The sequence below is a fragment of the Nocardioides sp. CCNWLW216 genome (genome assembly GCF_037120545.1).
Lineage (GTDB): Bacteria > Actinomycetota > Actinomycetes > Propionibacteriales > Nocardioidaceae > Nocardioides > Nocardioides lianchengensis.
On sequence record NZ_JBBBBJ010000002.1, the window covers coordinates 293,298 to 318,022 of the forward strand.

Below are 24,725 nucleotides of genomic sequence, written 5' to 3' on the forward strand. Positions count from 1 at the left end.
CGAGCGTAGCGAGTGCTACAGTCGAGGCGTATGTAGCGAGTGCTACATCGCGTGTCGACGAAGGAGAGACCCGTGCTGGCCGCCGTCCTGCTCGCCGTGGCGATCGTCCTGGAGGTCGCCTCGAGCGCCCTGCTGCCCCGGGCCCAGGGCTTCACCCATCCCGGCTGGACCGCCGTCGTGCTGCTCGGCTACATGAGCGCGATCTGGCTGCTCACCGTCGTCGTCAAGACGGTGCCGGTCTCCGTCGCCTACGCCATCTGGGCCGGCGCCGGCACCGCGCTGGTCGCCGTGGTCGGCTGGGCCTTCCTCGGCGAGCCGCTCGGCTGGCTCAAGGCCGCGTCGATCGTGCTGATCGTGGCCGGCGTCGTCGGCCTCAACGTCACCGGCGCCCACTGACCCCACGCGTCAGCCGACGGCCTTCGCGGCGGCGCGTCCCGCCGTACGGCCGGAGAAGAGGCAGCCGCCGAGGAACGTGCCCTCGAGCGCGTTGTAGCCCATCATCCCGCCGCCGCCGAAGCCGTTGACCTCACCGGCCGCGTAGAGCCCCGGGAACGGCGTACCGTCCGCGCGCAGGCAGCGCCCGTCGAGATCGGTCTCCAGCCCGCCGAGCGTCTTGCGCGACAGGATGTTCAACCGTACGGCGATCAGCGGGCCGGCCTTCGGGTCGAGGATCTTGTGCGGCGTCGCCACCCGGATCAGCTTGTCGCCGCGGTAGGTCCGCGCCCCGCGGAGCGCGGTGATCTGGGCGTCCTTGGTGTAGGCGTTGTCGATCTCGCGGTCGCGCCGCTCGATCAGCTCGCGCAGCTCGGGCTCGGAGATCGTCGCGCCCTCGCCGACCTCGTTCATGCCCCGCACCAGCTCGCTGAGCGAGTCGGCCACCACGAAGTCCTCGCCGTGCTGCTTGAACGCCTCGACCGGGCCCGGAGCGCCCTTCTTGACCCGCGAGAGCAGCAGCTTGATGTCACGACCGGTCAGGTCGGGGTTCTGCTCGGAGCCCGAGAGCGCGAACTCCTTCTCGATGATCTTCTGGGTCAGCACGAACCACGAGTAGTCGTGCCCGGTGCTCCGCAGGTGGGCGAGGGTGCCGAGGGTGTCGAACCCCGGGAAGTACGGCGCGGGCAGCCGCTTGCCGGTCGCGTCCAGCCACAGCGACGAGGGCCCGGGGAGGATCCGGATGCCGTGGTTCTCCCAGATCGAGTTCCAGTTGCGGATGCCCTCGACGTAGTGCCACATCCGGTCGGGGTTGATGACGTTCGCCCCGGCGTCCTGGGTGATGCCGAGCATCCGCCCGTCGACGTGGGCGGGCACGCCCGACACCATCGTCCGCGGCGGCGTGCCGAGCCGCGCCGGCCAGGCCTTGCGGACCAGGTCGTGGTTCCCGCCGATGCCGCCACTGGTGACGATCACCGCCTGGCCGTGGATCTCGAAGGCCGCCACCTCGGTCCGGGAGCTGGCGACGCCGCGGTCGACGGAGGTCGGCTCCAGCACCTGTCCCTCGACGCCGACGCAGACGCCGTCGGTCACGATCAGCCCGTCGACGCGGTGCCGGAAGGCGAAGGCGATCCGACCGGACGCGACGTGCTCGCGGACCCGTCGCTCGAACGGCTCGACCACCCCGGGCCCGGTGCCCCAGGTGATGTGGAAGCGCGGGACCGAGTTGCCGTGGCCGTCCGCGCGGCCGTCACCGCGCTCGGCCCAGCCCACGACCGGGAAGATCCGGTGACCCATCTCGCGCAACCAGGACCGCTTCTCGCCGGCCGCGAAGTCGACGTACGCCTCGGCCCACGCGCGCGGCCACCGGTCCTCCTCGCGGTCGAACTGGGCGCTCCCGAGCCAGTCCTGCCAGGCCAGCTCGTGGGAGTCCTTGACCCCCATCCGGCGCTGCTCGGGGCTGTCGACCAGGAACAGCCCGCCCAGCGACCAGAACGCCTGCCCCCCGAGCGACTGCTCGCCCTCCTGGTCGACCAGCACCACCGACCGACCCGCGTCGGCGGCCTCCGCAGCAGCGACCAGACCGGCCAGGCCGGCACCCACGACGACGACATCCACCTGTTGAGTCACGCCGCGCATCCTCCGGTGACCCGGGTCACGGGTCAAGCAGGCCCCGAGAGCAGGCCCAGGCACGCGGTGGCCGCAGCACTGCCGTCGGCGCGGATGATCGCCTCGGCCAGCGCGTCCAGCCGGGCCCGTACGGCGGGGGTGTCGCCCGGGTCCGGCGCACTCTCGGCCAGCAGGTCGTCGAGGTCGGCCATCAGCGGCGACTCCGCGAGCCGGCGGATGCAGCGCCAGGTGTGCCCGAAGCTGCGGGGGCGGCCGTCGGGGGCGAGCATCGCGGTTCGCAGCGCGTCCTGCGGGTGGCTCGCGGCCGCCCGCGCCAGCCCGGCCAGCATCGCCTCGCGGGCGACGGTGACCTGCTCGGGCGGCCGCTCGGACAGCCCCTCGGCGAGGCCGCCTCCCCCGCCGGTCGCCGGGACGTCGGGGTCGCGCACCAGGGCCCCCACCCCGTGCCGGACCTCGATCCGGCCGCGGGTCTCCAAGGAGGCCAGGGCCCGCGACAGGGTCGCTCGACTGACGCCGAGGTCGGCCGCCAGCTGGCGCTCCGACGGCAGCCGGTCGCCACCCACCAGGCCCTGCGCCTCGATGAAGTCGGAGATGTGCGCGGCGAGGCTCTCGTAGAGCCGCTCCCGGCGCATCGGCGGCAGGCTCCTGGCGGGCTCCGGCGTCATGACGGGGATCCTAGGCCGGAAGTGGCTGGGTTGCCAGGTGGCTCAGCCACTGACATGATCGAGCCGTCCTCATGACGTGGGTCACATTCTCGGACCCCTCCTCTGACGAACGGATTCCCGTGTCCCACGAGATCATCTCGCTGATCGTCCTCGCGGTCGTGTTCCTGGTCGCCACCGTGCGTGGCGTCAACATGGGCGCCCTGGCCCTGGTGGCCTCCTTCGTGGTCGGCCTCTCCGTCTACGACCTCGAGGTCGACGACGTGCTGGCCGGATTCCCGAGCGACCTGTTCGTGATCCTGGTCGGCGTCACCTACCTCTTCGCGCTGGCCAAGAACAACGGCACCGTCGACTGGATCGTGCACGGCGCGGTCCGCGCGGTCGGGGGCCGGGTCGCGCTGGTCCCGTGGGCGATGTTCCTGGTCTGCGCGGCGGTCACCGCGATCGGCGCGGTCAGCCCGGCCGCGGTCGCCATCGTGGCGCCGGTGGCGATGGGCTTCGCGCTGCGCTACGAGATCAACCCGCTGATGATGGGGATGATGGTCGTCCAGGGCGCGACGGCCGGTTCCTTCTCCCCCATCGGCATCTTCGGCAGCATCACCAACGGCGTCGTCGAGCGCAACGACCTTCCCGGCAACCAGCTCTTCCTCTTCTGCACGACGTTCCTGGCGGCCACGATCATCGCCACCGTCGCCTACCTCGCCTTCGGCGGCCGCCAGCTGATCGCCCGGGGCCGCGAGGACGCCCGGGTCGCCGCGATGGGCACCGAGGCCGAGGCGGCCAGCTTCCGGGCCACCCACGCCGGCGGCTCCAGCACGCCGCACTCCGCGGTCGAGGCCTCCCGCTCGGTCACGGCCGACGACGACGCCGCCGACCCGACCCGGCTCACCCCGCAGCGGATCGTCACCCTCCTCGGGCTCGCCGCCCTGATGGTCGGCGCGCTCGTCTTCGACCTCGACGTCGGCTTCACCGCGCTGACCATCGCCGTCACCCTGACCCTGGTCTTCCCGACCTCCGCCAAGGGTGCGGTCGAGAAGATCAGCTGGGGCACCGTGCTGCTCATCGGCGGCATCGTCACCTACGTCAACCTGCTCCAGAACGAGGGCGTGGTGACCTGGCTCGGCGACCGCGTGGCCGAGGTCGGCGCACCGCTCGTCGCGGCCCTGCTGATCTGCCTGATCGGCGCCGTGGTCTCCGCGTTCGCCTCCACCACCGGCATCATCGGGGCGCTCATCCCGCTGGCCGTGCCGTTCCTGCTGACCGACCAGGTCAACGCCATCGCCCTGATCGCCGCGCTGGCCATCTCCAGCTCGGTGGTCGACTGCAGCCCGTTCTCCACCAACGGCGCCCTCGTGGTGGCCAACGCCGACGCGACCGACCGCGAGCTGGTCTTCAAGCGGCTGATGCAGTGGGGCATGTCGATCGTGGTCATCGCCCCGCTCGTCGCCTGGGGCCTGATGGTGGTCCCGAGCGCCTAGCCCTCGGAAAGGTCGGCCACCACGCGGCGCAGGTCGCCGCCGTGGCCGACCTCGACCGTCGGCGCGGGCCCGTCCGGGTCGAGCAGGTGACCCGGACGGGCCAGCCGCACGGTGGCGATCCCGGCCTCCAGCGCTCCGCGTACGTCGCGCGCCGACGCCGCGACGTGCACGAGCCGGGCGGGCGCGACGGCGGTGACGGCCGACCGGTAGATCTCCGGCGCGGGCTTGTAGGCCCCCAGCCGCTGCGAGGTCAGCACCCGCTCGGGGTCCACCAGCGGGTAGGCCCGGGAGCGGCGGACGAGCGCGTCGTCGACGTTCGACAGGATCCCCACCTCGGCGAGCGTGGCGACCGCCTGCAGGGCCGCCTCCGCATCCGGCCACAGCGGCCAGTCCGCGACCGACTCCTCCAGCAGCGCGAGGTCGTCGTCGACCCGGCCCAGCGGGTGGCCGAGCTCGTCGTACGCCCGGGCCAGGGCCTCGCGCGACAGGTCGTGGAAGGTCGTGGGCGGGCGCGCGGTCCGCTGCAGCGCCTTGTTGTGCCGGTCCCAGCGGTCGTAGAGCGCGGTGCCGTCCTGCTCCCAGCCGCGCTCGGCGGCGAGCCGCCCCAGGAGCGCAGCCGCTCCCGTGCGGCTGTCCGTCAGCGCGCTGAACAGGTCGAACGTGACCACGAGGTTCGTCTCCGAGACAGCCATGCCGTCGATCGTCGCATCTTCAACCACGACACGCCGTCAGACATCCGATGTCCCACCGTTCGGCCCGGTCACGTGCGAGAACATCTCCGGGACGAGGGAGGTGAGCGGGACGAACACTCGGGTTCGGGCGAACGGGTCGCGCTCGCTGCTGCTCGCAGCGGTGCTGGCGCTGGCCGTCGTGCACGTCGTCCGACCGGTCGAGATCCCCTCCGACGTCACCTACCTGGCCGTGATCGGCCCGGCCAGCCTGCTCGCCTGGCTGGGCGTACGACGGGCGCCGGCCGGTGCCCGGAGCGTCCCCGCCCTGATCGCCGCCGGCGTCACCTCGAGCACCCTGGGCGAGATCGTCTACTTCGGCTACGAGACCCGGCGGCAGACGCCGGAGGCTTCGTGGGCCGACCCGTTCTTCGTCGCCGCCTACGTCTTCCTCGGGATCGCGCTGCTGCTCACCCTGGTCCGCGGCCAGCGCGAGGCGGGCCTGGACGCGCTGGTCGACGCGCTCACCGTGCTGGTGGTCTCCGGGCTGCTGGTCTGGAACCTCACCATCGACACCCTGGTCTCGGACGACTCCTACTCGCCGCCGGTGCGCGCGGTGCTCGCGACCTACCCCGCCCTCGACGCCGTGCTGCTCGCGCTGGTGGCTCGCGTGCTCGCCGACCGTCGTACCCGTTCGGCCGTGAGCAGCTGGCTGGCCGCGGGCGTGACCTGCTGGCTGGTCTCCGACCTCGGCTACCTGGTCCTGGTGCGCGACGGCGCGGTCTCCCGACTGCTCGACGCCGGCTGGATGATCGGCAGTGCGCTGCTGGCGGCGGCCGCCCTCACGCCCGCCCGCCCGCTCCCCGAGCCGGCCCCGGTGGTGTCCAGCCGCGCCGCGATGCTGCGCCGACTCGCCGTCGCCGTGCTCCCGCTGCTCGTCCCGCCGCTCCTGCTCGCGCTCGACGCGGCCCGTGACGTCCCTCTCGACCCCGCGGCCCAGCTGGTCGGGCTCACGGTGCTGCTCGTCCTGGGCTTCGTGCGCACCGCGCGGCTGCTGGAGTCGGAGCGCCGCGCCCAGGTCGAGCTCGTGGGCGCGCGCGACGCCGCGCTCGAGGCGTCCCGGGCGAAGTCGGAGTTCCTGGCCACCGTGAGCCACGAGATCCGGACGCCGATGAACGGCGTCATCGGCCTCACCGGGCTGCTGCTCGACACCGAGCTGGACAGCCGGCAGCGGGCCTACGCCGCCGGCGTGAAGGGGGCCGGTACGCAGCTGCTGGCCACGATCAACGACATCCTGGACTTCTCCAAGGCCGAGGCGGGCCGCCTCGAGCTCGAGGCGGTCGACTTCGACCTCGGCCAGCTCGTGGAGCAGGCCACCGAGCTGGCCGCGCAGGCCGGCCGGCGCGACGACGTCGAGCTGCTCGCCTACTGCGCGCCCGACGTGCCGTCGGCCCTCCACGGCGATCCCGTGCGGCTCCAGCAGGTGCTGCTGAACCTGATCGGCAACGCCGTGAAGTTCACCGAGCACGGCGAGGTCGTGGTGTCGGTGCACCGCGCGGACGAGACCCTGCGCTTCGAGGTGCGCGACACCGGCATCGGCATCGCCGCGGACGACCAGGCCCGCCTGTTCGAGCCGTTCTCACAGGCCGACTCCTCCACCACCCGGCGCTACGGCGGCACCGGCCTCGGGCTGGCCATCGCCCGTCGACTGGTCGCGGCGATGGGCGGCGACCTCGGCCTCACCAGCACACCCCGGGTCGGCAGCACCTTCTGGTTCACCGTCCCGCTCGTGCCCGCGCACGCGCCGGTGGAGGTCCTCCCGGTCGACGCCGACCGGCTCGCCGGCGCCCGGGTGCTGGTCGTCGACGACAACGAGACCAACCGGCAGATCCTGGTCGAGCAGGCGCGCGCCTGGGGCATGGTCGCCACCGCCGTGCCCGGCGGCGTCGAGGCGCTCCAGGCCCTCGACGAGGCGGCCCGCGCCGGCGAGCTGATCGAGGTCGCCGTCGTCGACCTCTGCATGCCGGTGATGGACGGCCTCGAGCTCGCCACCCGGATCAGCGAGCGCCGAGCGCCGCGGCCGGGCATCGTGATGCTGACCTCGGGCCCGGAGGTCCCGGCCACCGCGGCGGCCGCGGCCGGCGTCGAGGCCCGGCTCACCAAGCCCGCCTCGCTCCCCCGGCTGCGCGACGCGCTGCTCCAGGTGGTCGAGGCCCGCGAGGCGACGGAGCGGCCCGAGCCGGCGCCCCGCTCCCGCGGCCACGTGCTCGTCGTCGAGGACAACGACGTCAACCAGGTGGTCGCCGTCGGCATCCTGGCCTCGCTCGGCTTCACCGCCGACGTCGCGGAGGACGGCCGGGCGGCCCTCGACCGGCTGCGCACGACGTCGTACGACGCGGTGCTGATGGACTGCCAGATGCCCGAGCTCGACGGGTACGACGCCACCCGCGCGCTGCGGGCCATCGAGGGCCCCGGTCGTCGTACGCCGGTGGTGGCACTGACCGCCAGCGCGGTGCAGGGCGAGCGCGAGCGCTGCCTGGAGGCCGGCATGGACGACTACCTGGCCAAGCCGATCATGCCCGCGGACGTCGACGCGGTGCTGACCCGCTGGGTGCCGGCCTCAGCCTGAGGTCGCCGCGCCGTCCGCCCGCGCGAGCGGCAGCACGAACGCGAAGGTGCTGCCCGCGCCCGGGGTGGCGCTCACCCAGATCGAGCCGCCCATCAGGGTCACCAGCTGCTTGCAGATCGCCAGGCCGAGGCCGGTGCCGCCGTAGCGCCGGCTGACCGACTGGTCGCCCTGGCTGAACGACTCGAAGAGCCGGCCCTGCTGCACCTCGGTCAGACCGATGCCGGTGTCCTCGACCCGGAACAGGACCTTGGTCGCGGCCGGGGTCCGCTCGGCCACCTCCACCCGCACGTGGACGCTGCCCTCGTCGGTGAACTTCACCGCGTTGCTGAGCAGGTTGGTCAGCACCTGGGCGATCCGCTCCGGATCGCCGGTCAGCGGACGGGACAGCGCCGGATCGACGTCGACGGCCAGTGACAGGCCCTTCTCCTCCGCCGCGGGCCGGGCCAGCGCGACGACGTCGAGGACGACGGCCGGCAGGTCCAGCGCGACGTCGTACACGGTGGCCTTGCCGGCCTCGATGGCCGAGAAGTCGAGGAGCTCGTTAACCAGGCGCAGCAGCCGCTGGCCGGAGCGGAGCATGGTGTCGGCCAGCGGGACCTGGTCGTCGTCGAGCTCGCTGTCGACCAGCAGCTCGGCCGTCGCCAGCACGGCGGTGAGCGGGGTCCGGATCTCGTGGCTGACGTTGGCCAGGAACATCGACTTCGCGTCACTGGCCTGCTCCGCGCGCACCCGCGTCTCGTGGAGCTCGCGCTGCATGCGGTTGCGCTCCGTGACGTTCTCGGCGATGCCGTAGACCCCGACCAGCCGGTCGTCGACGATGATCGGGAGACCGGTCACGTGGAGCTCCACGTCGGTCCCGGTGCGGGTCCGGATCACGGTCTCCAGCTGCTGGGCGTCCCGACCGAGGACCCGCTCGAAGGCCTCCGCGACCGGCTCGAGGTGCTCGGGCCACAGGATGTCGGCGAAGAACATCCCCTGCAGCTGCGCCTCGGTGTAGCCGCTGACCCGCTCGGCGGCGGTGTTGGCGGCCGTGAACCGACCGTCGAGGTCGAGGGAGAAGACCGCGCTGGGGTGGTGGTCGAAGAGCGAGCGGTAGCGCTCGCTGGTCTCGGCGAGGATCCGCTGGGCGTCGTCGAGACGCCCGTCCGGGTGGGTCCCCGCGCGCCGCGACCAGAGGTACGACGCCACGAGGTGCGCCGTGGCCGAGGCGGCCAGCGCGACGACGGCGGTGGTGCTGCGCTGCCCGATCATGGCCGTCACGCTCTCACAACCGGCGGCGCCGTCGGGCGCTCAGCGCCACAGGTCACGGTGCAGCTGCAGCTCCGTCCGCAATGCGGGCGGAACGGGCAGGCCGTGCTCCTCCAGCGCACCGGTGAAGTCCTCGAGCGCGGCCAGCAGGTCGCGGTGCGCCCGGGTCAGCTCGTCGCGGTGGCCACGGCCGGTCCGCCGCTCCGCGACCTGCCGCCGGGCCTCGTGGAGTCGGTGGTCGAGGTGCGCGAGCGACTGCGGGATGCCCGTTCGGGACCCCTCGTCGGGCGACGCCGCCATGACGCCCACCTTCCGTTCCTGCCCTCGGCGGCCCGGTCGGGCCGCGCCTGGCAGGCGTGGTTGCCGCCACGGTACCGCCCATCCGGGGACGGCGGGCGGCTCTGCCGAGAAGCGTCAGGCGGCCCGGCGGCGACGCAGCGGGAGCAGGTGGGTCTTGCCCTCGCGCTGGGCGACCATCAGCGTCGCCTCGCGGTCGTACGACGCGGCCAGCTCGGCGACGTAGTCGTCCTGGCCCGACTCGATGGCCAGGTTGATGGCGCTGACGTACGACGAGTGCAGCACGTCCAGGTCGTGGACGAGCGTGGTGGTGGGGGTGCTCATGGCATCTCTCCTGGGGTTGGGTGAAGGGGTGTCCCTCACCCGGTAGATCGTCCGGAGCCGCCCGTTCGTTCCCCTTTCGGGCCCGGTGTGAGCAAGGTCTACCGGTGGACTTGATCGGCGTCACACGAGCGGCCACGATCACGGGATGAGGATCACCGGCGCCGTCCTGGAGGACATCGGGCTGGAGCGGCCGTACGCCGTCTCGCAGCCGCTCAAGGTCCGTGAGCTGGAGCTGGCCGAGCCGGGCCCGGGCGAGCTGCTCGTCCGGGCCGAGGTGGCCGGGCTCTGCCACTCCGACCTGTCCGTGGTCAACGGCGACCGGGTGCGTCCGGTGCCGATGCTGCTCGGCCACGAGGCGGCCGGGATCGTCGAGGCGGTCGGGTCGGGCGGCTCCGACCTGGGCGTCGGTCAGCGGGTGGTGATGACGTTCCTGCCCCGCTGCGGCGACTGTGCGGGCTGCCGCACCGACGGCGTCCGGCCCTGCGTCCCGGGCTCGGCCGCGAACGGTGCCGGCACCCTCCTCGGCGGCGACGTCCGGCTGAGCGGCGACGCCGGCCCGGTCCTGCACCACCTCGGGGTCTCGGCCTTCGCGAGCCACGCGGTCGTGGACCGGCGCTCCGTCGTACCGGTGGCGGACGACGTGCCCGCCGACGTGGCCGCGCTGCTCGGCTGCGCCGTGCTGACCGGCGGCGGCGCGCTGCTCAACGCCGCGCCTCCCGCCCCCGGGTCGACGGTGACCGTGGTCGGCCTCGGCGGCGTCGGGATGGCCGCGCTGCTGACCGCCCTCGCGCTCGACGTCGAGGTGGTCGCGGTCGACACGGTGCCGGAGAAGCTGGCCATCGCGGCCCGGCTCGGCGCCGTGCGCACCGCCCATCCCGACCAGGTCGGCGACCCGGACCTGCTCGGCGACGTCGTGGTCGAGGCGGCCGGCAGCGCCCGCGCGTTCGAGACCGCCGTCGCCCTCACCGCACCAGGCGGTACGACGGTGACCGTCGGCCTCCCCCACCCCGACGCGCGGGCCAGCGTCTCCCCGCTCGGCCTGGTCGCCGAGGGCCGCACCATCGTCGGCAGCTACCTCGGAAGCGCCGTCCCGAGCCGCGACATCCCCCGCTTCGCGGAGCTCTGGCGGGCCGGCCGGCTGCCCGTCGAGGAGCTGGTCTCCTCGACCATCCCGCTCGCCGACATCAACACCGCCCTCGACGTGCTCTCCGACGGCGCCGCCCTGCGGCAGCTGGTGGTCTTCGGATAGGTCCCCGGGAGCGGGAGCTCAGACCCGGAAGCGGGCGACCGCCCCGCGCAGGTCGGTGGCCATCCGGGCCAGCTCGTCGACGACCAGCTGGGTCTGCGCGAGCGCCTGGGTCGTGGTGTCGGCCGCCTCGGCGACGCCGGTGATGTTGGCGGCGATCTCGTCGGTGCCGGTCGAGGCCCCGGCGACGTTGCGCGACATCTCGTTGGTCGTCGCGGTCTGCTCCTCGACCGCGGACGCGATGGTGCTCTGGTAGTCGTTGATCGCCTCGATCACCCCGCTGATCTGGCCGATCGCCTCGACCGCGCCCCCGGTGTCGGCCTGGATCGCCTGGACCCGGCGCGAGATGTCCTCCGTCGCCCGGGCGGTCTCCTGGGCCAGCTCCTTGACCTCGCCGGCCACGACCGCGAAGCCCTTGCCGGCCGCGCCCGCACGGGCCGCCTCGATGGTCGCGTTCAGCGCCAGCAGGTTGGTCTGTTCCGCGATCGAGGTGATCACCTTGACCACGTTCCCGATCTCCTCGCTGGAGGCGCCGAGCTTGGCGACCGAGGCGTTCGTGGTCTCGACGATCGCGACGCCCTGGGCGGCGACCCGCGACGCCTCCGCGGCCGAGCCGGAGATCTCGCGGATCGAGGCCCCCATCTCCTCGGCGCCGGCGGCGACGGTGCGGACGTTGAGCGAGACCTCCTCGGCCGCGCCGGCCACCACCCCGGCCTGCACGCTGGTCTCCTCCGCACCGGCCGAGATCTGCTGGGCGGACGCGGAGAGCTCCTCCGACGAGGCGGCCAGGGTCTCCGAGGACCCGACGACGGTGGCCATCAGCTCGCGCAGGCGTCTGATCGCCTCGTCCAGGCTCGCGGCCATCCGGCCGACCTCGTCCCGACTGCTGATCCCGGACGTCCGCGTCAGATCACCCTCGGCCAGCGCCTCCGAGACCGCCTGCACCCGGCGCAGGTTCCCGGCGACGATCCGGGCGATCACCAGGCCGACGGCGAGGCCCAGCGCGACACCGAGCACCAGGACGGCCACCGCGACCTTCCGGGCGTGCTCGTACGACGACTCCGCCTCCGCCGCGGCGGCCTCGGCGTCGTGGGCCACGTCGTCGCCCAGCTCGTGCAGCTCCTCGACGGCCGCGGCGAAGTGCTCGTTGCCGGCGTTCGCGCTCACCCAGGCGTCGGTGCGGTGCGCGAGCGCGAGCGGGGCGGTGTGCTGCTCGTCGTACGCCAGGCCGGCCTCGACGTCCGCGCGCACCTGGGCGAGGAGCTCGTCCGTCTCCGCGGAGGAGTGCGCCTCCTCCAGCGCGGCGAGGTCCTCCTCGACGCTCGCCCGGAGCGCGGGGACCCGGTCGAGCGCCTCCTGGGCCGCGGTGGGGTCGGAGGCCAGCGCGGCGTCGCGCATCGCCAGACCCATGTCCTTGACGTCGGTGACGATCCGGGTGGTCGTGGTCGAGCTGAGCACGTGGTGGCGGTACATGTCCTGCGTCCCCGACGACGCCCGCGCCAGGTCGACCAGGCCGAGGACCCCGATGACGGCCGCGACCAGGGCCACCACGCCGATGGCGGAGAGGATCTTGGTCGCGATCCCGCGGTCGAGGAACCAGCGCATGGCGGCGGGAGGGGTGCTCGTCACAGGGGCGTCATCGGCCGGTCCGGCCCCGACCTGAGACTCCCCGGACCCGGTGCGCGGGGCTCCTGGCCCGGTCGCGGCCTGCGAGGTCGTCTAGATTCGGGGACATGTCCCAGGTCATCGTCATCGGCGCCCACGGCAAGATCGCCCTGCTCGCGCAGCGGCTGCTCAGCGACGGGGGCCACACCGTCACCGGGGTGATCCGCAACCCCGAGCACGTCGCCGACGTGGAGGCGAGCGGCGCGGCCGCGGTGGTGGCCGACGTCGAGAACCTCGACACCGACGCGCTGGCCGGGCTCGTGGCCGGCCACGACGTCGTCGTCTGGTCCGCCGGGGCGGGCGGCGGCAACCCGTCGCGGACCTACGCCGTCGACCGCGACGCCGCGATCCGCTCCGTCGACGCGAGCGCGCAGGCCGGCGTACCGCGGTTCGTGATGGTGTCCTACTTCGGGGCCGGGCCCGACCACGGCGTCGCGCCCGACCACTTCTTCTTCCCGTACGCCGACGCCAAGACCGCCGCCGACGCGTACGTCGAGCAGTCGCCGCTCGCCTGGACGATCCTGCGTCCGAGCACCCTCACGCTGGAGCCCGCCGGCGGCATCGCCACCTCCGACACCGTCGAGAAGCAGGTCTCGCGGGCCACCGTCGCCGAGGTGATCGCTGCGGTCGTGGACTCCCCCGGCACCACCGCGGGCCGGATCCTCCGGTTCAACGACGGCGACGAGGACGTCCGGGCCGTCGTCGGCGGCTGAGGCTTCGTCAGCCGACCCACTCCGGGTCGGAGCTCGCCTCGCCCTGCACGTCGCCGGTCGAGGACGTCGCCCGGGTCTCGCCCTCGAGCGACCGCTCGACCGCCTCGCGCAGCGGGACGAAGCCGTGGCCCGGCACCAGGTCGCGTCGTACGTCGTCGTCGCGGCAGACCATCTCGTGGGACAGGCTGTCGACCAGGCTGGTCACCGTGCCGCGAGGCATCTGCGACAGCAGCGCCGCCACCTCGCCGACCAGCCACATCGGCACGAACGGCACCGTGACCTGCGGGCGACGGAGGTTCGCCACGTCGGCGTACAGGTCGAGGAGCTCGGGGTAGGTCAGCACCTCGTCGCCACCGAGGTCGTAGGGCCGGTCGATCCGGGCGGGGTCGTCGACGCCGACCGCGCGGGTCAGCACCTCGACGACGTCCTCGACCGCGACCGGCTGCAGCGAGCGCTTCATCCAGGTCGGCACCAGGGTCACCGGCATCCGCCGGCTCAGCTTGCGCATCAGCTCGAACGAGGTGGACCCGCCGCCGACGACCATGGCCGCGCGCAGGGTCGTCGTCGGCACGCTGCTCGCCTCGAAGACCTCCTCGACCTCGAGCCGCGAGCGCAGGTGGTCGGACAGCTCGCCGTCCGGGACCAGGCCGGACAGGTAGACCAGGTGGCCCACCCCCGCTGACTCGCACGCGTCGGCGACCCGCTCGGCGGCCTCGCGGTCCTTCTCCACGAAGTCGCCGCCGGCCATCGAGTGGACCAGGTAGACGACCACGTCGACGTCCGCGACCGCGTCGCGGACCGACTCGTCCTCGGTCACGTCGAGGACCACCGGCTCGACGTCGTCGGACCAGTCGAACCGGTCCAGCCCGTCGGGGTCGCGGGTCGCCACCCGCACCGTGTGGCCCGCCTGCACCAGCTCCGGCACCAGGCGGGAGCCGACGTACCCCGTCGCTCCGGTCACCAGCACGCGTCGTACGTCCGTCATCGGGTCCCCCGCTCGTGGCGACCGCGGTGGACGCTCTCACCCCCGGTGCCCGACCCGGCGGTCCTCGAACCGCCGGGTCGCGCACGTCACGTCCGGATCACCGGCAGGGGATCACGTCCTGGCTGCCGAGGAAGCCGTCGTACACGCGCTCGCGGTTGCCGACGGTCGGCTGGGAGACGACCGTGTACGCCGCCGCGCCGGTGGCCCGGGCGCCGGTGCCGGGGAAGTGCGCGCGGTGGACCTTGACCCGCAGCGCGATCCGCGGCGCGTCGATCCCGGGGAAGCAGGCCGAGCCGCGCCGGGCCTCCCGGGCCTCCTGCGGGCTGACCCGGTCGCCGGGCTGCTGCCCCCGGTAGCGGAGGACCACGTTGCTCACCGCGCCGGTCCGGCGCTCCCACGGGGCGGTGACCGAGATGGACATGCCCTCGGTGAGTCGGGTCGGCACCCGGAGGACGACCTTCCCGTCCCGGACCCGGCGCACCGGGCCGGACCACGCCGCGTCCTCCCCGCTGCGGTAGGAGTGCGCCGTGAACGAGCAGTCGTCGCACCCGGCGACCCGTAGCACGACCCTCGTGATCTCAGCCCTCTCCGCGGGCGCTCCGGCGGTGGCCGGCGGTGCCGTGATGGTCAGGGTCGTCGCCGCGAGGACGCCCGTGAGGGCGAGGACCGCAGCCTGAGCTGCTGTGCGCGTCATGGTGGAGCTCCTTCTGGTCGGTGGAACGTGCTTGTCGGTGAGTGGGACACCCTCCGGCCACGAGAAGTTGTCGCCGCTCACGAGTGCTGCCCTCGATCTCCGAAACGCCTCGCCGCCCGGCGCAGGCGATCTACCCTCGGCCCATGAGCCTCTGGTCGCGACGGTCGGCGACGCACCGCGCCGACCTCGACGACCCGACCTGGGAGCCGCCGGTCCTGCCGCCCCGAGCGCCGTGGCACCGCGATCGGGTGGGGCTGGCGCTCGCCCTGATAGCCCTGGTGTGCCTCGTGATCGGGCTGGCGGACTCGGTCAACGACTGGGATCGGCCGTGGTCGCTGGCGCTTCCCGTCGGTCTCGTGGCGAGCTTGATCGCCAGGCTCCGGAGCTGGTGGTTCGAACGGCGGACCGCCGCCGCGAGCGGTGAGCACGCAACGGTTTCCTGAGCGTGGTCGGTTGCCACGTCACCGGCAGCGCCTGAGCTGTCTGCTCGCGCAACCGGATCACGGTCTCGACACGCCCGTCGCGGGGCTCGCTCAACCTCTTCGGGTCACGGCGGAACTTCTGCCCGCAGTCAGATGAAGGCCGGACTAGATGCCAATCAGCCTCTGACCTGCACGTTCTCGCATCGGTTGTCGTGGGTGGCGTTGGACAGATTCGGACGTCCTGCGGACCAAGTGCGGACTGGCGCCGGGCGAGCGCTCCCGTGGCCTGTGCAGCTGACGGCCGCAGGTGCGAGCAGGCGTCCACCGTGGTGGTGCTCGTCCTGGCGGGCGAGCAGCACGCTGGGCCGTGACGACGTCGTCCGTGTCGGCGATCAGTCCCGAGGCGTCGAGGTGCCCGCCCTCACAGCTGCCAGGAGAGGTCGTTGCCCTTGCGGGTGACCCTGACGTTGAAGCCGCCGATGAGGTTGCCGTTGCCGTCGTGGGTGGTCAGCCGCCCCTGCATCTGGGTCGCTCCCCGGTAGGTCATCCACTCGAAGCCGATCCCGAGCTTGCCGCTGTTGCGGGCCACGTAGAGGAGCTTCTTGGGAGGACTCCAGGTGTGGCCGGTGTTGTCGGTCTGGGTGCCCGAGGACATCAGCCTGACCGTCGTGGCGTACTGGTTGGCGTAGTCCGCGTAGAGGTTGACGCGCTCCAGCTGTCCGTTCTTGAGCCTGGCGGCGATGCATCCGCGCACGTGGACCTTCGAGGCCAGGGTGTCGTGCCAGGGCCCGCACCTCGTGTAGTTGGCGAACTCGTCGGCCGCCGCGGCGGGCTGGGCGGGGAGAGCGGCGAGGACGGCGGCGGACAGGGTGGTGGCGATGGTGACGATCGCGCTGCGGCGCAGGGCCATGGGAGCTCCCGAGGGGCGGGGGTGGGTGGATGCTCTTTGCCCGCTCCCGATGGCTAGAAACATCTCTTACCGGCTCCGACCGCCGGGACGCTCACCAGGACGGAACCGCCACGTCGACGGTCTGGTGGGGCTTGAGCCCACCGTGGTCGACACCTTGCCGCCGTGCCTCAGGCGACGATGGCTGAACGAGACCACCGCCGCGGTGGTGACCGGCGCATACGTCGACCCTCGCGCTGGGCGGATGACCTTCCGGTCGTAGTTCGACGACTGGTTGACCCGGCGCATCTACGTCGATACGACCCGCCGCGCCGTCGTCCTGGCCGCGCACTCGACCAGCTTCGCCGACGTACTGCTCAACGCGATCCGCAGCCGGCGCGTCGAAGTGGGTCAAGGACATGGTCTCGATCAAGGGTCTGGCCGGACCTACCCGAGGCGGCCGTGACCTGGCAAAACAGGCCAATCTAGACGTTGAAGCGGAACTCGACGACGTCGCCGTCGACCATGACGTAGTCCTTGCCCTCCATGCGGACCTTGCCGGCCTCCTTGGCCTTCTGCATGGAGCCGGCGGCGGTCAGGTCGTCGAAGGAGACGACCTCGGCCTTGATGAAGCCCTTCTCGAAGTCGGTGTGGATGACGCCTGCGGCCTGCGGGGCGGTGTCGCCCTGGCGGATCGTCCACGCGCGCGACTCCTTGGGGCCGGCGGTGAGGTAGGTCTGCAGGCCGAGGGTGGCGAAGCCGACGCGGGCGAGCACCTCCAGGCCGGGCTCGGTGACGCCGGCCTCGGCGAGGAACTCGGCCGCCTCCTCCTCGTCGAGCTCGACCAGCTCGGACTCGAACTTGGCGTCGAGGAAGATCGCCTCTGCCGGCGCGACGAGCGCCTGCATGCGGGTCTTCAGCTCCTCGTCGGCCAGCTCGTCGGAGTCGCAGTTGAAGACGTAGATGAACGGCTTGGCCGTGAGCAGGGACAGCTCGCGCAGCAGCGTCCGGTCGATGGAGGTGGCGATGATCGGCGTGCCGGCCTCCAGCGCCTCCTTGGCCTGCTGGGCGGCCTCCAGGTTGGCGACCAGGTCCTTGACCTTGCGCGCCTCCTTCTCGAGGCGCGCGATCGCCCGCTCGACCGTCTCCAGGTCGGCGAAGATCAGCTCGGTCTGGATGGTGGAGATGTCGTTGCCGGGGTTCACCTCGCCGTCGACGTGGGTGACGTCCTCGTCGCGGAAGACCCGGGTCACCTGGCAGATCGCCGCGGACTCACGGATGTGGGCGAGGAACTTGTTGCCCAGGCCCTCTCCCTGCGAGGCGCCGCGCACGATCCCCGCAATGTCGACGAACTCGACGGTCGCCGGGAGGATCCGCTCGGACCCGAAGATCTCCGCCAGGACCGGCAGCCGCGAGTCGGGAACCCCCACCACGCCGACGTTGGGCTCGATCGTGGCGAACGGGTAGTTCGCCGCGAGCACGTCGTTCTTGGTCAGGGCGTTGAAGAGGGTGGACTTGCCGGCGTTGGGCAGGCCGACGATGCCGATGGTGAGAGCCACGAGGGGCGAGTCTAGGTGCGTACGGCGAGCACCCAGGAATCAGCGCACCGGCCGGATGGGGCCGTCCCCCGGCGGGACCGCCTCGAGCACCTCGACCTCGTCGCCCACCCGGATGGTCACGCCCGCGACGTCGGGCACCAGGTTGACGCCGAACCACACGGCGCCGTCCCACCGCCGGATCCGCGCCAGCGACGCCGTCGGCTCCTTCTCCCGGTCGGCCGTGTCGGGGTCGATGGTGGTGATCACGCAGCGCGCACAGCCCTTGACCGCGCGGAACACGGAATCGCCGATCCGCACCCGCCGCCAGTCGTCCTCGGCCCACGCCTCGGTGCCGGTCACGACGACATTGGGCCGGAAGCGGGTCATCGGCAGCGGCTCGTGCGCACCCTCCGACCGCTCCACGACGGCGTCGTTGAGCGCCGCGAGCGACGCCTCGGTGGCGACGAGGAGCGGGTAGCCGTCGGCGAACGACACCCGGTCGTCGGGCTCACTGAACATCGGGCTGGTGCGTCGCCGCGTCGGATCGTCGAGGTGGACGAGGCGCGCCGTACGCCCCAGGGCCGCGGTGAACCAGCGGTCGGCGTCCTCTCCCGCCGGCGCCGCGGTCAGCAGCGAGCTCCACAGCCCCACCGGGACCTGGCTCGCCGGATCGGGCGTCGGTACGACGAGCCGCGGCAGCTCGGGCGCGGTCACGACGAGCCCGTCGTCGGTGATCTCCGGGTGGACCAACAGCATCCGGTTGACCTCGCGCGCGGTGATCGCGGCCCCGATCTCGTCCACGACCATCCAGCGCCGGTCCCCCGCCAGCCCCCAGGGCTCGACGAGCGCGGACGCCACGGACTCGCCGCGACAGGACTTCACCGGGTACCGGTGGATCGAGGACAGGTGCGGCACGCGAGAAGGCTAGTGGCCGGCGTTGGACCTGGCAGCCTTCCGCCATGACCACCCACCACTTCCGCGCCTTCGACGGCGTCGCCCTGTCCGCCCGCGTGGAGGGTGCAGGCGACCGGGCCGTGCTCCAGCTGTCCGGCGGCCCGGGGATGGTCAACTACCTCCCGGCGCCGCCCGACGGGTTCCCCGCCCGGGTCGTCTCCCCCGACCCCCGCGGCGTCGGCGCCAGCGCCGGCGGGCCGCACGGCCTGGAGCGGGCGATCGCGGATCTGGAGGCGCTGCGCCGCTCCCTCGGGCTGCAGGACTGGGACGTCGTGGCGGGCCACTCCTCGGGAGCGGATCTCGGTCTCGCCTACGCCGCCGAGCATCCCCACTCGGTCGCCCGGCTGGTCTCCGTCTGCGGCACCGGTCTGCAGGACGACCGCAGCTGGCACGCGGCGTACGAGGCAGCGCGGGACACCGAGCCCGACCTCGGCCTCCCGTACGACGAGGCAGTCCACCGCGCCCTCCTCGACGACTGGCGGCGCTGGATCCGCGAGCCGGACCTGTTCGAGCGGCTCCGACGGATCGACGAGCCGCCGCGCTTCGTGGTCGCCGAGCTCGACATCCGCCCGTCCTGGCCCGTCGCCCAGCTGGCCTCGCTGATGAGCGAGCGACCGCTGGTCGTGACCGGCGTCGGTCACGACTTCTGGCACACCCACCCCGAGCACTGGTGGGCGCTCGTCGCGCCGGAGGTGGGGCGACCTCCGGGCGAGCCTGACCCAGGCGAAGCCGCCACCCATGTCCGGGAACGGCTCGACATCATCGGCCCGTTGGTCGAGGCGGTCGACGACGCCCACGCGATCCTCGACCTGGTCCTCGGGTCGGCGGACGTCCGGGAGGCGTCGGAGCGCCTGGTCCGCGAGCGCGGGCTGACGGAGATCGCCGCGGCCGCCGTCCTCGACCTGCAGGTCCGCCGGTTCGCCGCGCGGCAGCGTCACCGGCTGGGCCAGGAGCGGGACGACCTGCTGCGCGACCTGGCCGAGATCACGCGACCCGACGACGACGTACGTCGCCCCGGGCGCGAGGCACCCGGGGCGACGTAGGACGAGCGGTCGGTCAGGCGGGCCGCTCGCGCAGCTTCCAGACCAGCGTCGACTCGCTGTTGACCGGCGCGTTCGACACCGTGCCCGACGTCCCGGTGGGGCTGTAGCCGCACCGGCCGTTCGACTGCAGCTGGTAGCGCAGCTTGCTCGCGGTGAACGAGCGCGTCTCCTGGGTCTGGTACATCTGGTACTGCACCCCGGCGGCGCCCGGTGTGTTCAGGGTGTACGACCAGGTCTTCGTCGCCCCCCACTGCTGGGCGAGCGAGACGCCTGCGGTGGCGCTGGCCTGGGCGAAGATCACCCCGGCCTCGGCCGAGACCGAGGCGGAGACGGTGGCGGTGGTGCTCGCCGTCGCGCTCTCCGAGTAGTTGATCGACCCGGATCCCTCCACCCAGTTGCTCTCCAGACCGGTCGGTGCGGTCCCGGACGTGATGCCCGTGATGCTCCAGATCGTGGTCTGCCCGTCCGGCGCCATCGAGCAGTCGGCAGCGGACGCGACTCCTGCGGTACTGACCAGTCCCACCCCCATCAGGGCCGTAGCAGCGACTGCACTGGTGATCCGGCGAGTGGCCCGTGTGCGGGTCATCCTCTTGCTCCGTTTCTTCAGATGTCGTGCTTCTGTCGCACGTCCGGTAGCCGACGCGCGGCCGACCACGCCCGGTCGGAGGGCGGAAGGATCCGGGTTTGAAGAGATCTCTCAGGCGGCGGGGTCGGGCTCGGGCTCCACCGGGACCGCGGCCGTCCGGCCGGCCGAGGGCCGCGCGCGGAAGGTGAGCCACAGGCTGACCGCGACGTAGTAGGCGACGTACGCGAGCGAGGCGACCGAGAGCCAGTCGGGGGCGTCCGGCAGCTGGGCGGTGATGACGCCGAACGCGACCAGCCAGAGGGTCGCGAGGGTCATGTTGAGGTACCAGAGGTCGGCCGTGCGCGACGGGTAGACGTACTTCACCGGCACGAAGACCAGCACCGCGAAGGCCATCAGCAGCACCACGGTGGCCCCGGTGCCGATCCCGAAGACGACGACGTAGAAGGCCACCACGTTCCAGTACGACGGGAAGCCCAGGAAGAAGTGGTCCTCGGTCTTCGCGTCACTGCGACAGAACTGGTAGCAGGAGGCCAGCAGCGGGATCGCCGCGACCACCCCGCCGGCGGCGCCGTCCGGCAGGTAGCCGTTGGCCCACAGCAGCACCATCGGCGCGAACGCGTAGGTGAGGTAGTCGACGATGTTGTCGAGCAGCGCCCCGTCGATCTGGGGCACCACCTCCTTGACCCGGAAGTGCCGGGCCAGGAAGCCGTCGGTGCCGTCGACGACCATCGCGACCAGGAACAGCCACAGGACGGTCTCGACCTCGCCCTCGTAGGAGAAGTGCACCATCAGCAGCGCCAGCACGGAGCCGACGGCGGTGTAGGCGTGGACGGACCACGCGGCGAACCTCTCCATGTGGCGCAACCCTACGGGCTTACTAGGGTGAGCCCGTGCGACTGGCCACCTGGAACGTCAACTCCCTCCGCTCCCGCATCGACCGTGTCGAGGCGTTCCTGCAACGTCACGACGTCGACGTCCTGGCCCTGCAGGAGACCAAGGCCCGCGAGGACCAGCTCCCGCTGATGGGCCTGCAGTCCCTGGGCTACGAGGTCGCGGCGGCCGGCGTCAGCCAGTGGAACGGCGTCGCGATCATCAGCCGGGTCGGCCTGGAGGACGTCGAGGTCGGCTTCGCCGACATGCCCGGGTACGGCGAGCCGCTGGCCCCGGAGGCGCGCGCGATCGGGGCGACCTGCGGCGGCGTACGGGTCTGGTCGCTCTACGTGCCCAACGGCCGCAAGCCCGACGACCCGCACTACGTCTACAAGCTCGACTGGCTGGCCCGGCTGCGCGACGCCGCGCAGGCCTGGACCGACGGCCCCACCGCGCTGGTGGGCGACTGGAACATCGCCCCGACCGACGAGGACGTCTTCGACGTGAAGCAGTTCGCGAAGTCGACCCACGTCACCCCGCCCGAGCGCGCGGCCTTCCAGCGCTTCCTCGACGACGGGTACGTCGACGTCGTCCGCCCGCACACCCCCGGCCCGGACGTGTACACCTACTGGGACTACTACCGGCAGCGCTTCGAGCGCAACCGCGGCCTGCGCATCGACTTCGTCCTCGGCTCCCCCTCCTTCGCCGACCGCGTCACCGGCGCCTTCATCGACACCGAGGAGCGCGACCCCGCGCAGTTCTCCGGACCGCCGTCGGACCACGCGCCCGTGGTCGTCGACCTGCACGACTGATCTCGTGCCGAAGGACCATCGCCGCGAGCTCTACAGCCCCACCTCGCCCGGCGCCGGCGAGCTGCCCGACGCGGTCGGACCCGACGGCGTCCGGGTGACGCTGCGGGTCGAGCCGGCCCTCGACCGCTACCTGCGCTGGCGCTTCCGTCTCTTCACCCCACCCGTGCTGACCGACCCGGTCCGGGCGTACGCCGGCTACCGCCTGCTGCCCGGCCTGGTCCAGCGACACCTGCTCCGCGACCGCTGGGCGGTCGCCGTCGAGGCCGACTCCGGCGAGCACTGCCGGGTGGTGGCCGCCGACCGCGACGAGGCCGCGGCCCACGCCCGGGCGATCCACGACGGGGTCACCGGCGACGGTGTCGCCTTCCTGCGCACCTTCGCCAGCTGAGCCGACCTGAGCCGACCTGAGCCGACCTGAGTAGGCAAGCTCAGGACGCCGAGCGCCGTCGGTCGCGACCATGGGTCCCGTGATCGTCTGGCTCCTCCCGCTCGGCCTCGCGCTGGTCTTCGCGGTCGTCCTGCTGCCGACGCGCGGGACCGATCGGCGTCGTCTGTCGACCGGCACCTGGGTCGGCTGCTGGCTGGCGATCGCCGCGATCGTCCCCGTGCTGGGGTTCCTGCTGGGCTGGACCCACTTCGAGCTCACGGAGTGCTCCGGCGGAGGCTCGGGAGAGTGCGATCTCGCCGGGATGGCCGGGCTCATCTGGGGCGCGGGCGCCCTGGTCATGACCGTGCTCGCCTGGGTCGCCGACGCCGTACGACGTCTCCGCCAGCCCGCGCGGGAGCGCTGACTGTCGGTGGCCCCCGCCATGCTGGCGCCATGGAGACCCTCACCGCCCTCCTCACCCTGCTGGTCGGGCTCGCCCTGGGCGCGCTCGTCGGCGTCCTGTGGGCGCGCTCGCGCCCCCAGCACGTGCAGGCCGTGGGCCAGGGCATGGTCGACCAGGCCGAGGTGATGCAGGGCCTCGACCGGCTGAGCGACCAGCTGGCCGACCTCGACCACCAGCGCTCGACCTGGCAGGGCCAGCTGCACCAGCAGGTGGCCGACATGCGGCTCTCGACCGAGACGCTGCGCCGCGAGACCCACGCGCTGAGCACCGCCCTGCGCAAGCCCCAGGTGCGGGGCCGCTGGGGCGAGCTCCACCTCCGCCGCGCCGTGGAGCTGGCCGGGCTGGTCGACCGGTGCGACTTCGCCGAGCAGGTCCGGCTGGACGACGGCGCGCTCCGCCCCGACCTCGTCGTCCGACTGGTCGGCGGCCGCAGCGTGGTCGTGGACGCGAAGGTCCCGCTCGACGCCTACCTCGACGCCACCTCCGCCGACGACGACGAGCGACCGGCCCACCTCGCGCGCCACGTCCGACAGCTCCGCACCCACGTCGACCAGCTCGGGGCGAAGGCCTACTGGCGCGCACTGCCCGAGACGCCCGAGTTCGTGGTGCTCTTCGTGCCGGCCGAGTCGTTCCTCGCCGCGGCGCTCGAGACCGACGGGTCCCTGATCGAGTACGCCGCGGCGCGCCAGGTCGTGCTCGCCACCCCGACCACCCTCATCGCACTGCTGCGCACGGTCGCCCACGGCTGGACCCACGAGGCCCTCGCCGACCAGGCCCGCGAGATCCACCGCCTGGGCCGCGACCTGCACGGGCGGCTCGGGACCCTCGGCGGCCACCTCGATCTGGTGGGCCGCTCGCTCAACGCCGCGGTCGGCCACTACAACTCGGCGGTCGGCTCGCTGGAGTCGCGGGTGCTCGTCGCCGCCCGCCGGTTCAGCGACCTGGCGGTCACCGACGAGCCGCTGCCCACCCCGCGGGCCGTCGAGCTGCGTGCCGTCGACCGGCGCGCCGCCCCCGACGAGCCCTCCCCCACCCCTAACGTGGGCTGGGAGAAGGAGGCGCGGTGAGCGGCAAGACCCTCTGGGAGCAGGGCCACGAGCCCGGCCGGCAGATGGTCGCGCTCGGACTCGCCGCCGCCCTGACCGTCGTCGCGATCGACCTGCTCCTCACCGGGCGGGTCAGCGTGCTGTTCGACATCGCCTTCGTCGCCCTCTCCGTCGGCCTGGCCCTGCGGGTGCGCCCGCGCGACTTCTTCACCGTCGGCGTGCTGCCTCCTCTGGTGATGGTGTCGGTGTTCCTGCTGCTCGCGGCCACCCGCCCGGAGGCGGTCGCCCACCCCGACGACAGCGTCGTCCAGGCCGTGATCTCCGGCCTGTCGAGCCACTCGGTGGCCCTCGTCCTCGGCTACGGCCTGTGCCTGGCCTGCCTGGCGGTGCGTCAGCGGTTCGTGACGGCGGAGCCGCGGCCGGCCGCGCCCGCCGCGGACGTCAGGCCTCGAACCGCTCCGGATCCCCAGCACCACGCCGGATGATCTCGGGAGAGCCGTCCGACCAGTCCACGACGGTGGTCGGCTCGGCCGGGGTGTCCCCCGCCTCGACGACCAGGTCCACCTGGTGGTCGAGCTCCTCCTTGACGTCCCAGCCCGACGTCCGCGGCTCGGTCTCGCCCGGCAGGATCAGCGTGCTGCTCAGCAGCGGCTCGCCCAGCAGGTCCAGCAGGGCCTGCACGACCGTGTGGTCGGGGATCCGCACGCCGACGGTCTTCTTCTTCGGGTGCAGCAGCCGGCGCGGCACCTCGGGGGTGCCCGGCAGGATGAAGGTGTAGGGCCCGGGCGTGCTGGCCCGGATCGCCCGGAACGCCGCGTTGTCGACGTGCACCAGCTGACCCAGCTGCGAGAAGTCCTTGCACACCAGCGTGAAGTGGTGGCGGTCGTCGAGCCCGCGGATCTTCAGGATCCGGTCGCGCCCGTCCCGGTTGCCGAGCCGCGAGCCGAGCGCGTAGCCGGAGTCGGTCGGGTAGGCGATCAGCTGGTCGTCACGCAGGGCGTCCACGACCTGCCCCAGCAGCCGCGGCTGCGGGTTGTCCGGGTGGATGTCGACGTAGCGGGCCACGGC

The 24,725-nt window shown here is 72.8% G+C and carries 27 protein-coding genes; 12 read left to right on the top strand and 15 right to left on the bottom strand.

Going from position 1 to position 24,725, the window contains the following annotated elements:
• The first annotated feature begins 72 nt into the window (after window positions 1-72).
• On the top strand, window positions 73-396 hold the full coding sequence (locus V7S47_RS05840; protein ID WP_336560680.1) for a DMT family transporter: 324 nt from the start codon (window positions 73-75) through the stop codon (window positions 394-396).
• Between the two features lie 9 nt (window positions 397-405).
• On the opposite strand, the gene V7S47_RS05845 is transcribed toward V7S47_RS05840, so the two are convergent.
• Together V7S47_RS05845 and V7S47_RS05850 are read right to left on the bottom strand one after the other, a co-directional pair.
• The gene (locus V7S47_RS05845) at window positions 406-2,061 is read right to left on the bottom strand and encodes an FAD-binding dehydrogenase (protein ID WP_336560681.1); all 1,656 of its coding nucleotides are present in this window, start codon (window positions 2,059-2,061) and stop codon (window positions 406-408) included.
• Window positions 2,062-2,093: 32 nt separating this feature from the next.
• Window positions 2,094-2,726, bottom strand: coding sequence for a FadR/GntR family transcriptional regulator (locus V7S47_RS05850; RefSeq protein ID WP_336560682.1), 633 nt, complete (start codon window positions 2,724-2,726; stop codon window positions 2,094-2,096).
• 119 nt (window positions 2,727-2,845) lie between these two features.
• On the opposite strand from V7S47_RS05850, the gene V7S47_RS05855 reads away from it, so the two are divergent.
• A complete protein-coding gene (locus V7S47_RS05855; RefSeq protein ID WP_170867087.1) occupies window positions 2,846-4,201 on the top strand; it encodes an SLC13 family permease in 1,356 nt (451 codons plus the stop codon).
• Here the strand turns inward: V7S47_RS05855 and V7S47_RS05860 are convergent.
• Complete coding sequence (locus V7S47_RS05860) at window positions 4,198-4,893, bottom strand: HAD family hydrolase (RefSeq protein ID WP_336560683.1); 696 nt, start codon at window positions 4,891-4,893, stop codon at window positions 4,198-4,200. The genes V7S47_RS05855 and V7S47_RS05860 overlap by 4 nt on opposite strands.
• A gap of 100 nt (window positions 4,894-4,993) precedes the next feature.
• On the opposite strand from V7S47_RS05860, the gene V7S47_RS05865 reads away from it, so the two are divergent.
• Window positions 4,994-7,498, top strand: a complete 2,505-nt coding sequence (locus tag V7S47_RS05865; RefSeq protein ID WP_336560684.1) for a hybrid sensor histidine kinase/response regulator — start codon at window positions 4,994-4,996, stop codon at window positions 7,496-7,498.
• On the opposite strand, the gene V7S47_RS05870 is transcribed toward V7S47_RS05865, so the two are convergent.
• The 3 genes from V7S47_RS05870 to V7S47_RS05880 form a co-directional block, all read right to left on the bottom strand.
• Window positions 7,490-8,749 (bottom strand): sensor histidine kinase, encoded by a 1,260-nt coding sequence (locus tag V7S47_RS05870; RefSeq protein WP_336560685.1) that lies wholly within the window; start codon window positions 8,747-8,749, stop codon window positions 7,490-7,492. The two genes, V7S47_RS05865 and V7S47_RS05870, sit on opposite strands and share 9 nt — an antisense overlap.
• Before the next feature lie 39 nt (window positions 8,750-8,788).
• Window positions 8,789-9,046, bottom strand: coding sequence for a hypothetical protein (locus V7S47_RS05875; RefSeq protein WP_139175564.1), 258 nt, complete (start codon window positions 9,044-9,046; stop codon window positions 8,789-8,791).
• Between the two features lie 114 nt (window positions 9,047-9,160).
• Entirely contained in the window at window positions 9,161-9,367 is a 207-nt protein-coding gene (locus tag V7S47_RS05880; RefSeq protein ID WP_336560686.1) for a hypothetical protein, read from the bottom strand.
• 145 nt (window positions 9,368-9,512) lie between these two features.
• Between V7S47_RS05880 and V7S47_RS05885 the strand changes: the two genes are divergently transcribed.
• A complete protein-coding gene (locus tag V7S47_RS05885; RefSeq protein WP_336560687.1) occupies window positions 9,513-10,616 on the top strand; it encodes an alcohol dehydrogenase catalytic domain-containing protein in 1,104 nt (367 codons plus the stop codon).
• An 18-nt stretch (window positions 10,617-10,634) separates the two neighbouring features.
• Here the strand turns inward: V7S47_RS05885 and V7S47_RS05890 are convergent, their stop codons facing one another.
• Entirely contained in the window at window positions 10,635-12,242 is a 1,608-nt protein-coding gene (locus V7S47_RS05890) for a methyl-accepting chemotaxis protein (protein ID WP_336560688.1), read from the bottom strand.
• 104 nt (window positions 12,243-12,346) lie between these two features.
• On the opposite strand from V7S47_RS05890, the gene V7S47_RS05895 reads away from it, so the two are divergent.
• Window positions 12,347-12,991, top strand: coding sequence for an SDR family oxidoreductase (locus tag V7S47_RS05895; RefSeq protein ID WP_336560689.1), 645 nt, complete (start codon window positions 12,347-12,349; stop codon window positions 12,989-12,991).
• 7 nt (window positions 12,992-12,998) lie between these two features.
• On the opposite strand, the gene V7S47_RS05900 is transcribed toward V7S47_RS05895, so the two are convergent.
• Both V7S47_RS05900 and V7S47_RS05905 read right to left on the bottom strand, forming a co-directional pair.
• Window positions 12,999-13,976 (bottom strand): NAD(P)H-binding protein, encoded by a 978-nt coding sequence (locus V7S47_RS05900; protein ID WP_336560690.1) that lies wholly within the window; start codon window positions 13,974-13,976, stop codon window positions 12,999-13,001.
• Between the two features lie 97 nt (window positions 13,977-14,073).
• Window positions 14,074-14,670, bottom strand: coding sequence for a hypothetical protein (locus tag V7S47_RS05905; protein WP_336560691.1), 597 nt, complete (start codon window positions 14,668-14,670; stop codon window positions 14,074-14,076).
• A 143-nt stretch (window positions 14,671-14,813) separates the two neighbouring features.
• Here V7S47_RS05905 and V7S47_RS05910 point away from each other — a divergent pair, with 143 nt between their 5' ends.
• Complete coding sequence (locus V7S47_RS05910) at window positions 14,814-15,113, top strand: hypothetical protein (RefSeq protein WP_336560692.1); 300 nt, start codon at window positions 14,814-14,816, stop codon at window positions 15,111-15,113.
• A 400-nt stretch (window positions 15,114-15,513) separates the two neighbouring features.
• Here the strand turns inward: V7S47_RS05910 and V7S47_RS05915 are convergent, their stop codons facing one another.
• The 3 genes from V7S47_RS05915 to V7S47_RS05925 all read right to left on the bottom strand — a co-directional run bounded on the left by V7S47_RS05915 (window position 15,514) and on the right by V7S47_RS05925 (window position 18,431).
• On the bottom strand, window positions 15,514-16,002 hold the full coding sequence (locus tag V7S47_RS05915) for a hypothetical protein (protein ID WP_336560693.1): 489 nt from the start codon (window positions 16,000-16,002) through the stop codon (window positions 15,514-15,516).
• Between the two features lie 461 nt (window positions 16,003-16,463).
• The gene (ychF, locus tag V7S47_RS05920; protein ID WP_090858049.1) at window positions 16,464-17,537 is read right to left on the bottom strand and encodes a redox-regulated ATPase YchF; all 1,074 of its coding nucleotides are present in this window, start codon (window positions 17,535-17,537) and stop codon (window positions 16,464-16,466) included.
• Between the two features lie 39 nt (window positions 17,538-17,576).
• On the bottom strand, window positions 17,577-18,431 hold the full coding sequence (locus V7S47_RS05925) for an MOSC domain-containing protein (RefSeq protein ID WP_336560694.1): 855 nt from the start codon (window positions 18,429-18,431) through the stop codon (window positions 17,577-17,579).
• Window positions 18,432-18,475: 44 nt separating this feature from the next.
• On the opposite strand from V7S47_RS05925, the gene V7S47_RS05930 reads away from it, so the two are divergent.
• Window positions 18,476-19,513, top strand: a complete 1,038-nt coding sequence (locus tag V7S47_RS05930; protein WP_336560695.1) for an alpha/beta fold hydrolase — start codon at window positions 18,476-18,478, stop codon at window positions 19,511-19,513.
• A 13-nt stretch (window positions 19,514-19,526) separates the two neighbouring features.
• Here V7S47_RS05930 and V7S47_RS05935 read toward each other — a convergent pair whose 3' ends face one another.
• Window positions 19,527-20,099: a hypothetical protein gene (locus V7S47_RS05935; RefSeq protein WP_336560696.1), complete on the bottom strand. Its 573-nt coding sequence runs from the start codon at window positions 20,097-20,099 to the stop codon at window positions 19,527-19,529.
• Between the two features lie 111 nt (window positions 20,100-20,210).
• Window positions 20,211-20,954 carry a CDP-alcohol phosphatidyltransferase family protein gene (locus tag V7S47_RS05940; RefSeq protein WP_336560697.1) on the bottom strand — a complete coding sequence of 248 codons (744 nt, stop codon included), beginning with the start codon at window positions 20,952-20,954 and terminating at the stop codon, window positions 20,211-20,213.
• Window positions 20,955-20,989: 35 nt separating this feature from the next.
• On the opposite strand from V7S47_RS05940, the gene V7S47_RS05945 reads away from it, so the two are divergent.
• The 5 genes from V7S47_RS05945 (at window position 20,990) to V7S47_RS05965 (ending at window position 24,142) form a co-directional block, all read left to right on the top strand.
• The gene (locus V7S47_RS05945; protein ID WP_336560698.1) at window positions 20,990-21,781 is read left to right on the top strand and encodes an exodeoxyribonuclease III; all 792 of its coding nucleotides are present in this window, start codon (window positions 20,990-20,992) and stop codon (window positions 21,779-21,781) included.
• A gap of 4 nt (window positions 21,782-21,785) precedes the next feature.
• Window positions 21,786-22,169 (top strand): hypothetical protein, encoded by a 384-nt coding sequence (locus tag V7S47_RS05950; protein ID WP_336560699.1) that lies wholly within the window; start codon window positions 21,786-21,788, stop codon window positions 22,167-22,169.
• A gap of 79 nt (window positions 22,170-22,248) precedes the next feature.
• Window positions 22,249-22,572, top strand: coding sequence for a hypothetical protein (locus V7S47_RS05955; protein WP_336560700.1), 324 nt, complete (start codon window positions 22,249-22,251; stop codon window positions 22,570-22,572).
• Window positions 22,573-22,601: 29 nt separating this feature from the next.
• On the top strand, window positions 22,602-23,678 hold the full coding sequence (locus tag V7S47_RS05960) for a DNA recombination protein RmuC (RefSeq protein WP_336560701.1): 1,077 nt from the start codon (window positions 22,602-22,604) through the stop codon (window positions 23,676-23,678).
• On the top strand, window positions 23,675-24,142 hold the full coding sequence (locus V7S47_RS05965) for a DUF6542 domain-containing protein (protein WP_336560702.1): 468 nt from the start codon (window positions 23,675-23,677) through the stop codon (window positions 24,140-24,142). Before V7S47_RS05960 ends, V7S47_RS05965 begins: the two co-directional genes overlap by 4 nt.
• Here the strand turns inward: V7S47_RS05965 and V7S47_RS05970 are convergent.
• Window positions 24,099-24,722 (bottom strand): L-threonylcarbamoyladenylate synthase, encoded by a 624-nt coding sequence (locus V7S47_RS05970; protein ID WP_336560703.1) that lies wholly within the window; start codon window positions 24,720-24,722, stop codon window positions 24,099-24,101. The genes V7S47_RS05965 and V7S47_RS05970 overlap by 44 nt on opposite strands.
• Window positions 24,723-24,725 lie beyond the last annotated feature (3 nt).

Excerpts from the sequence above, each read along its gene's own strand:
- V7S47_RS05850 (WP_336560682.1), bottom strand. The coding sequence starts at position 2,726 with ATGACGCCGGAGCCCGCCAGGAGCCTGCCGCCGATGCGCCGGGAGCGG.
- V7S47_RS05860 (WP_336560683.1), bottom strand. The coding sequence starts at position 4,893 with ATGGCTGTCTCGGAGACGAACCTCGTGGTCACGTTCGACCTGTTCAGC.
- V7S47_RS05870 (WP_336560685.1), bottom strand. The coding sequence starts at position 8,749 with ATGATCGGGCAGCGCAGCACCACCGCCGTCGTCGCGCTGGCCGCCTCG.
- V7S47_RS05875 (WP_139175564.1), bottom strand. The coding sequence starts at position 9,046 with ATGGCGGCGTCGCCCGACGAGGGGTCCCGAACGGGCATCCCGCAGTCG.
- V7S47_RS05880 (WP_336560686.1), bottom strand. The coding sequence starts at position 9,367 with ATGAGCACCCCCACCACCACGCTCGTCCACGACCTGGACGTGCTGCAC.
- V7S47_RS05885 (WP_336560687.1), top strand. The coding sequence starts at position 9,513 with ATGAGGATCACCGGCGCCGTCCTGGAGGACATCGGGCTGGAGCGGCCG.
- V7S47_RS05895 (WP_336560689.1), top strand. The coding sequence starts at position 12,347 with ATGTCCCAGGTCATCGTCATCGGCGCCCACGGCAAGATCGCCCTGCTC.
- V7S47_RS05900 (WP_336560690.1), bottom strand. The coding sequence starts at position 13,976 with ATGACGGACGTACGACGCGTGCTGGTGACCGGAGCGACGGGGTACGTC.
- V7S47_RS05905 (WP_336560691.1), bottom strand. The coding sequence starts at position 14,670 with ATGACGCGCACAGCAGCTCAGGCTGCGGTCCTCGCCCTCACGGGCGTC.
- V7S47_RS05910 (WP_336560692.1), top strand. The coding sequence starts at position 14,814 with ATGAGCCTCTGGTCGCGACGGTCGGCGACGCACCGCGCCGACCTCGAC.
- V7S47_RS05915 (WP_336560693.1), bottom strand. The coding sequence starts at position 16,002 with ATGGCCCTGCGCCGCAGCGCGATCGTCACCATCGCCACCACCCTGTCC.
- V7S47_RS05930 (WP_336560695.1), top strand. The coding sequence starts at position 18,476 with ATGACCACCCACCACTTCCGCGCCTTCGACGGCGTCGCCCTGTCCGCC.
- V7S47_RS05935 (WP_336560696.1), bottom strand. The coding sequence starts at position 20,099 with ATGACCCGCACACGGGCCACTCGCCGGATCACCAGTGCAGTCGCTGCT.
- V7S47_RS05940 (WP_336560697.1), bottom strand. The coding sequence starts at position 20,954 with ATGGAGAGGTTCGCCGCGTGGTCCGTCCACGCCTACACCGCCGTCGGC.
- V7S47_RS05960 (WP_336560701.1), top strand. The coding sequence starts at position 22,602 with ATGGAGACCCTCACCGCCCTCCTCACCCTGCTGGTCGGGCTCGCCCTG.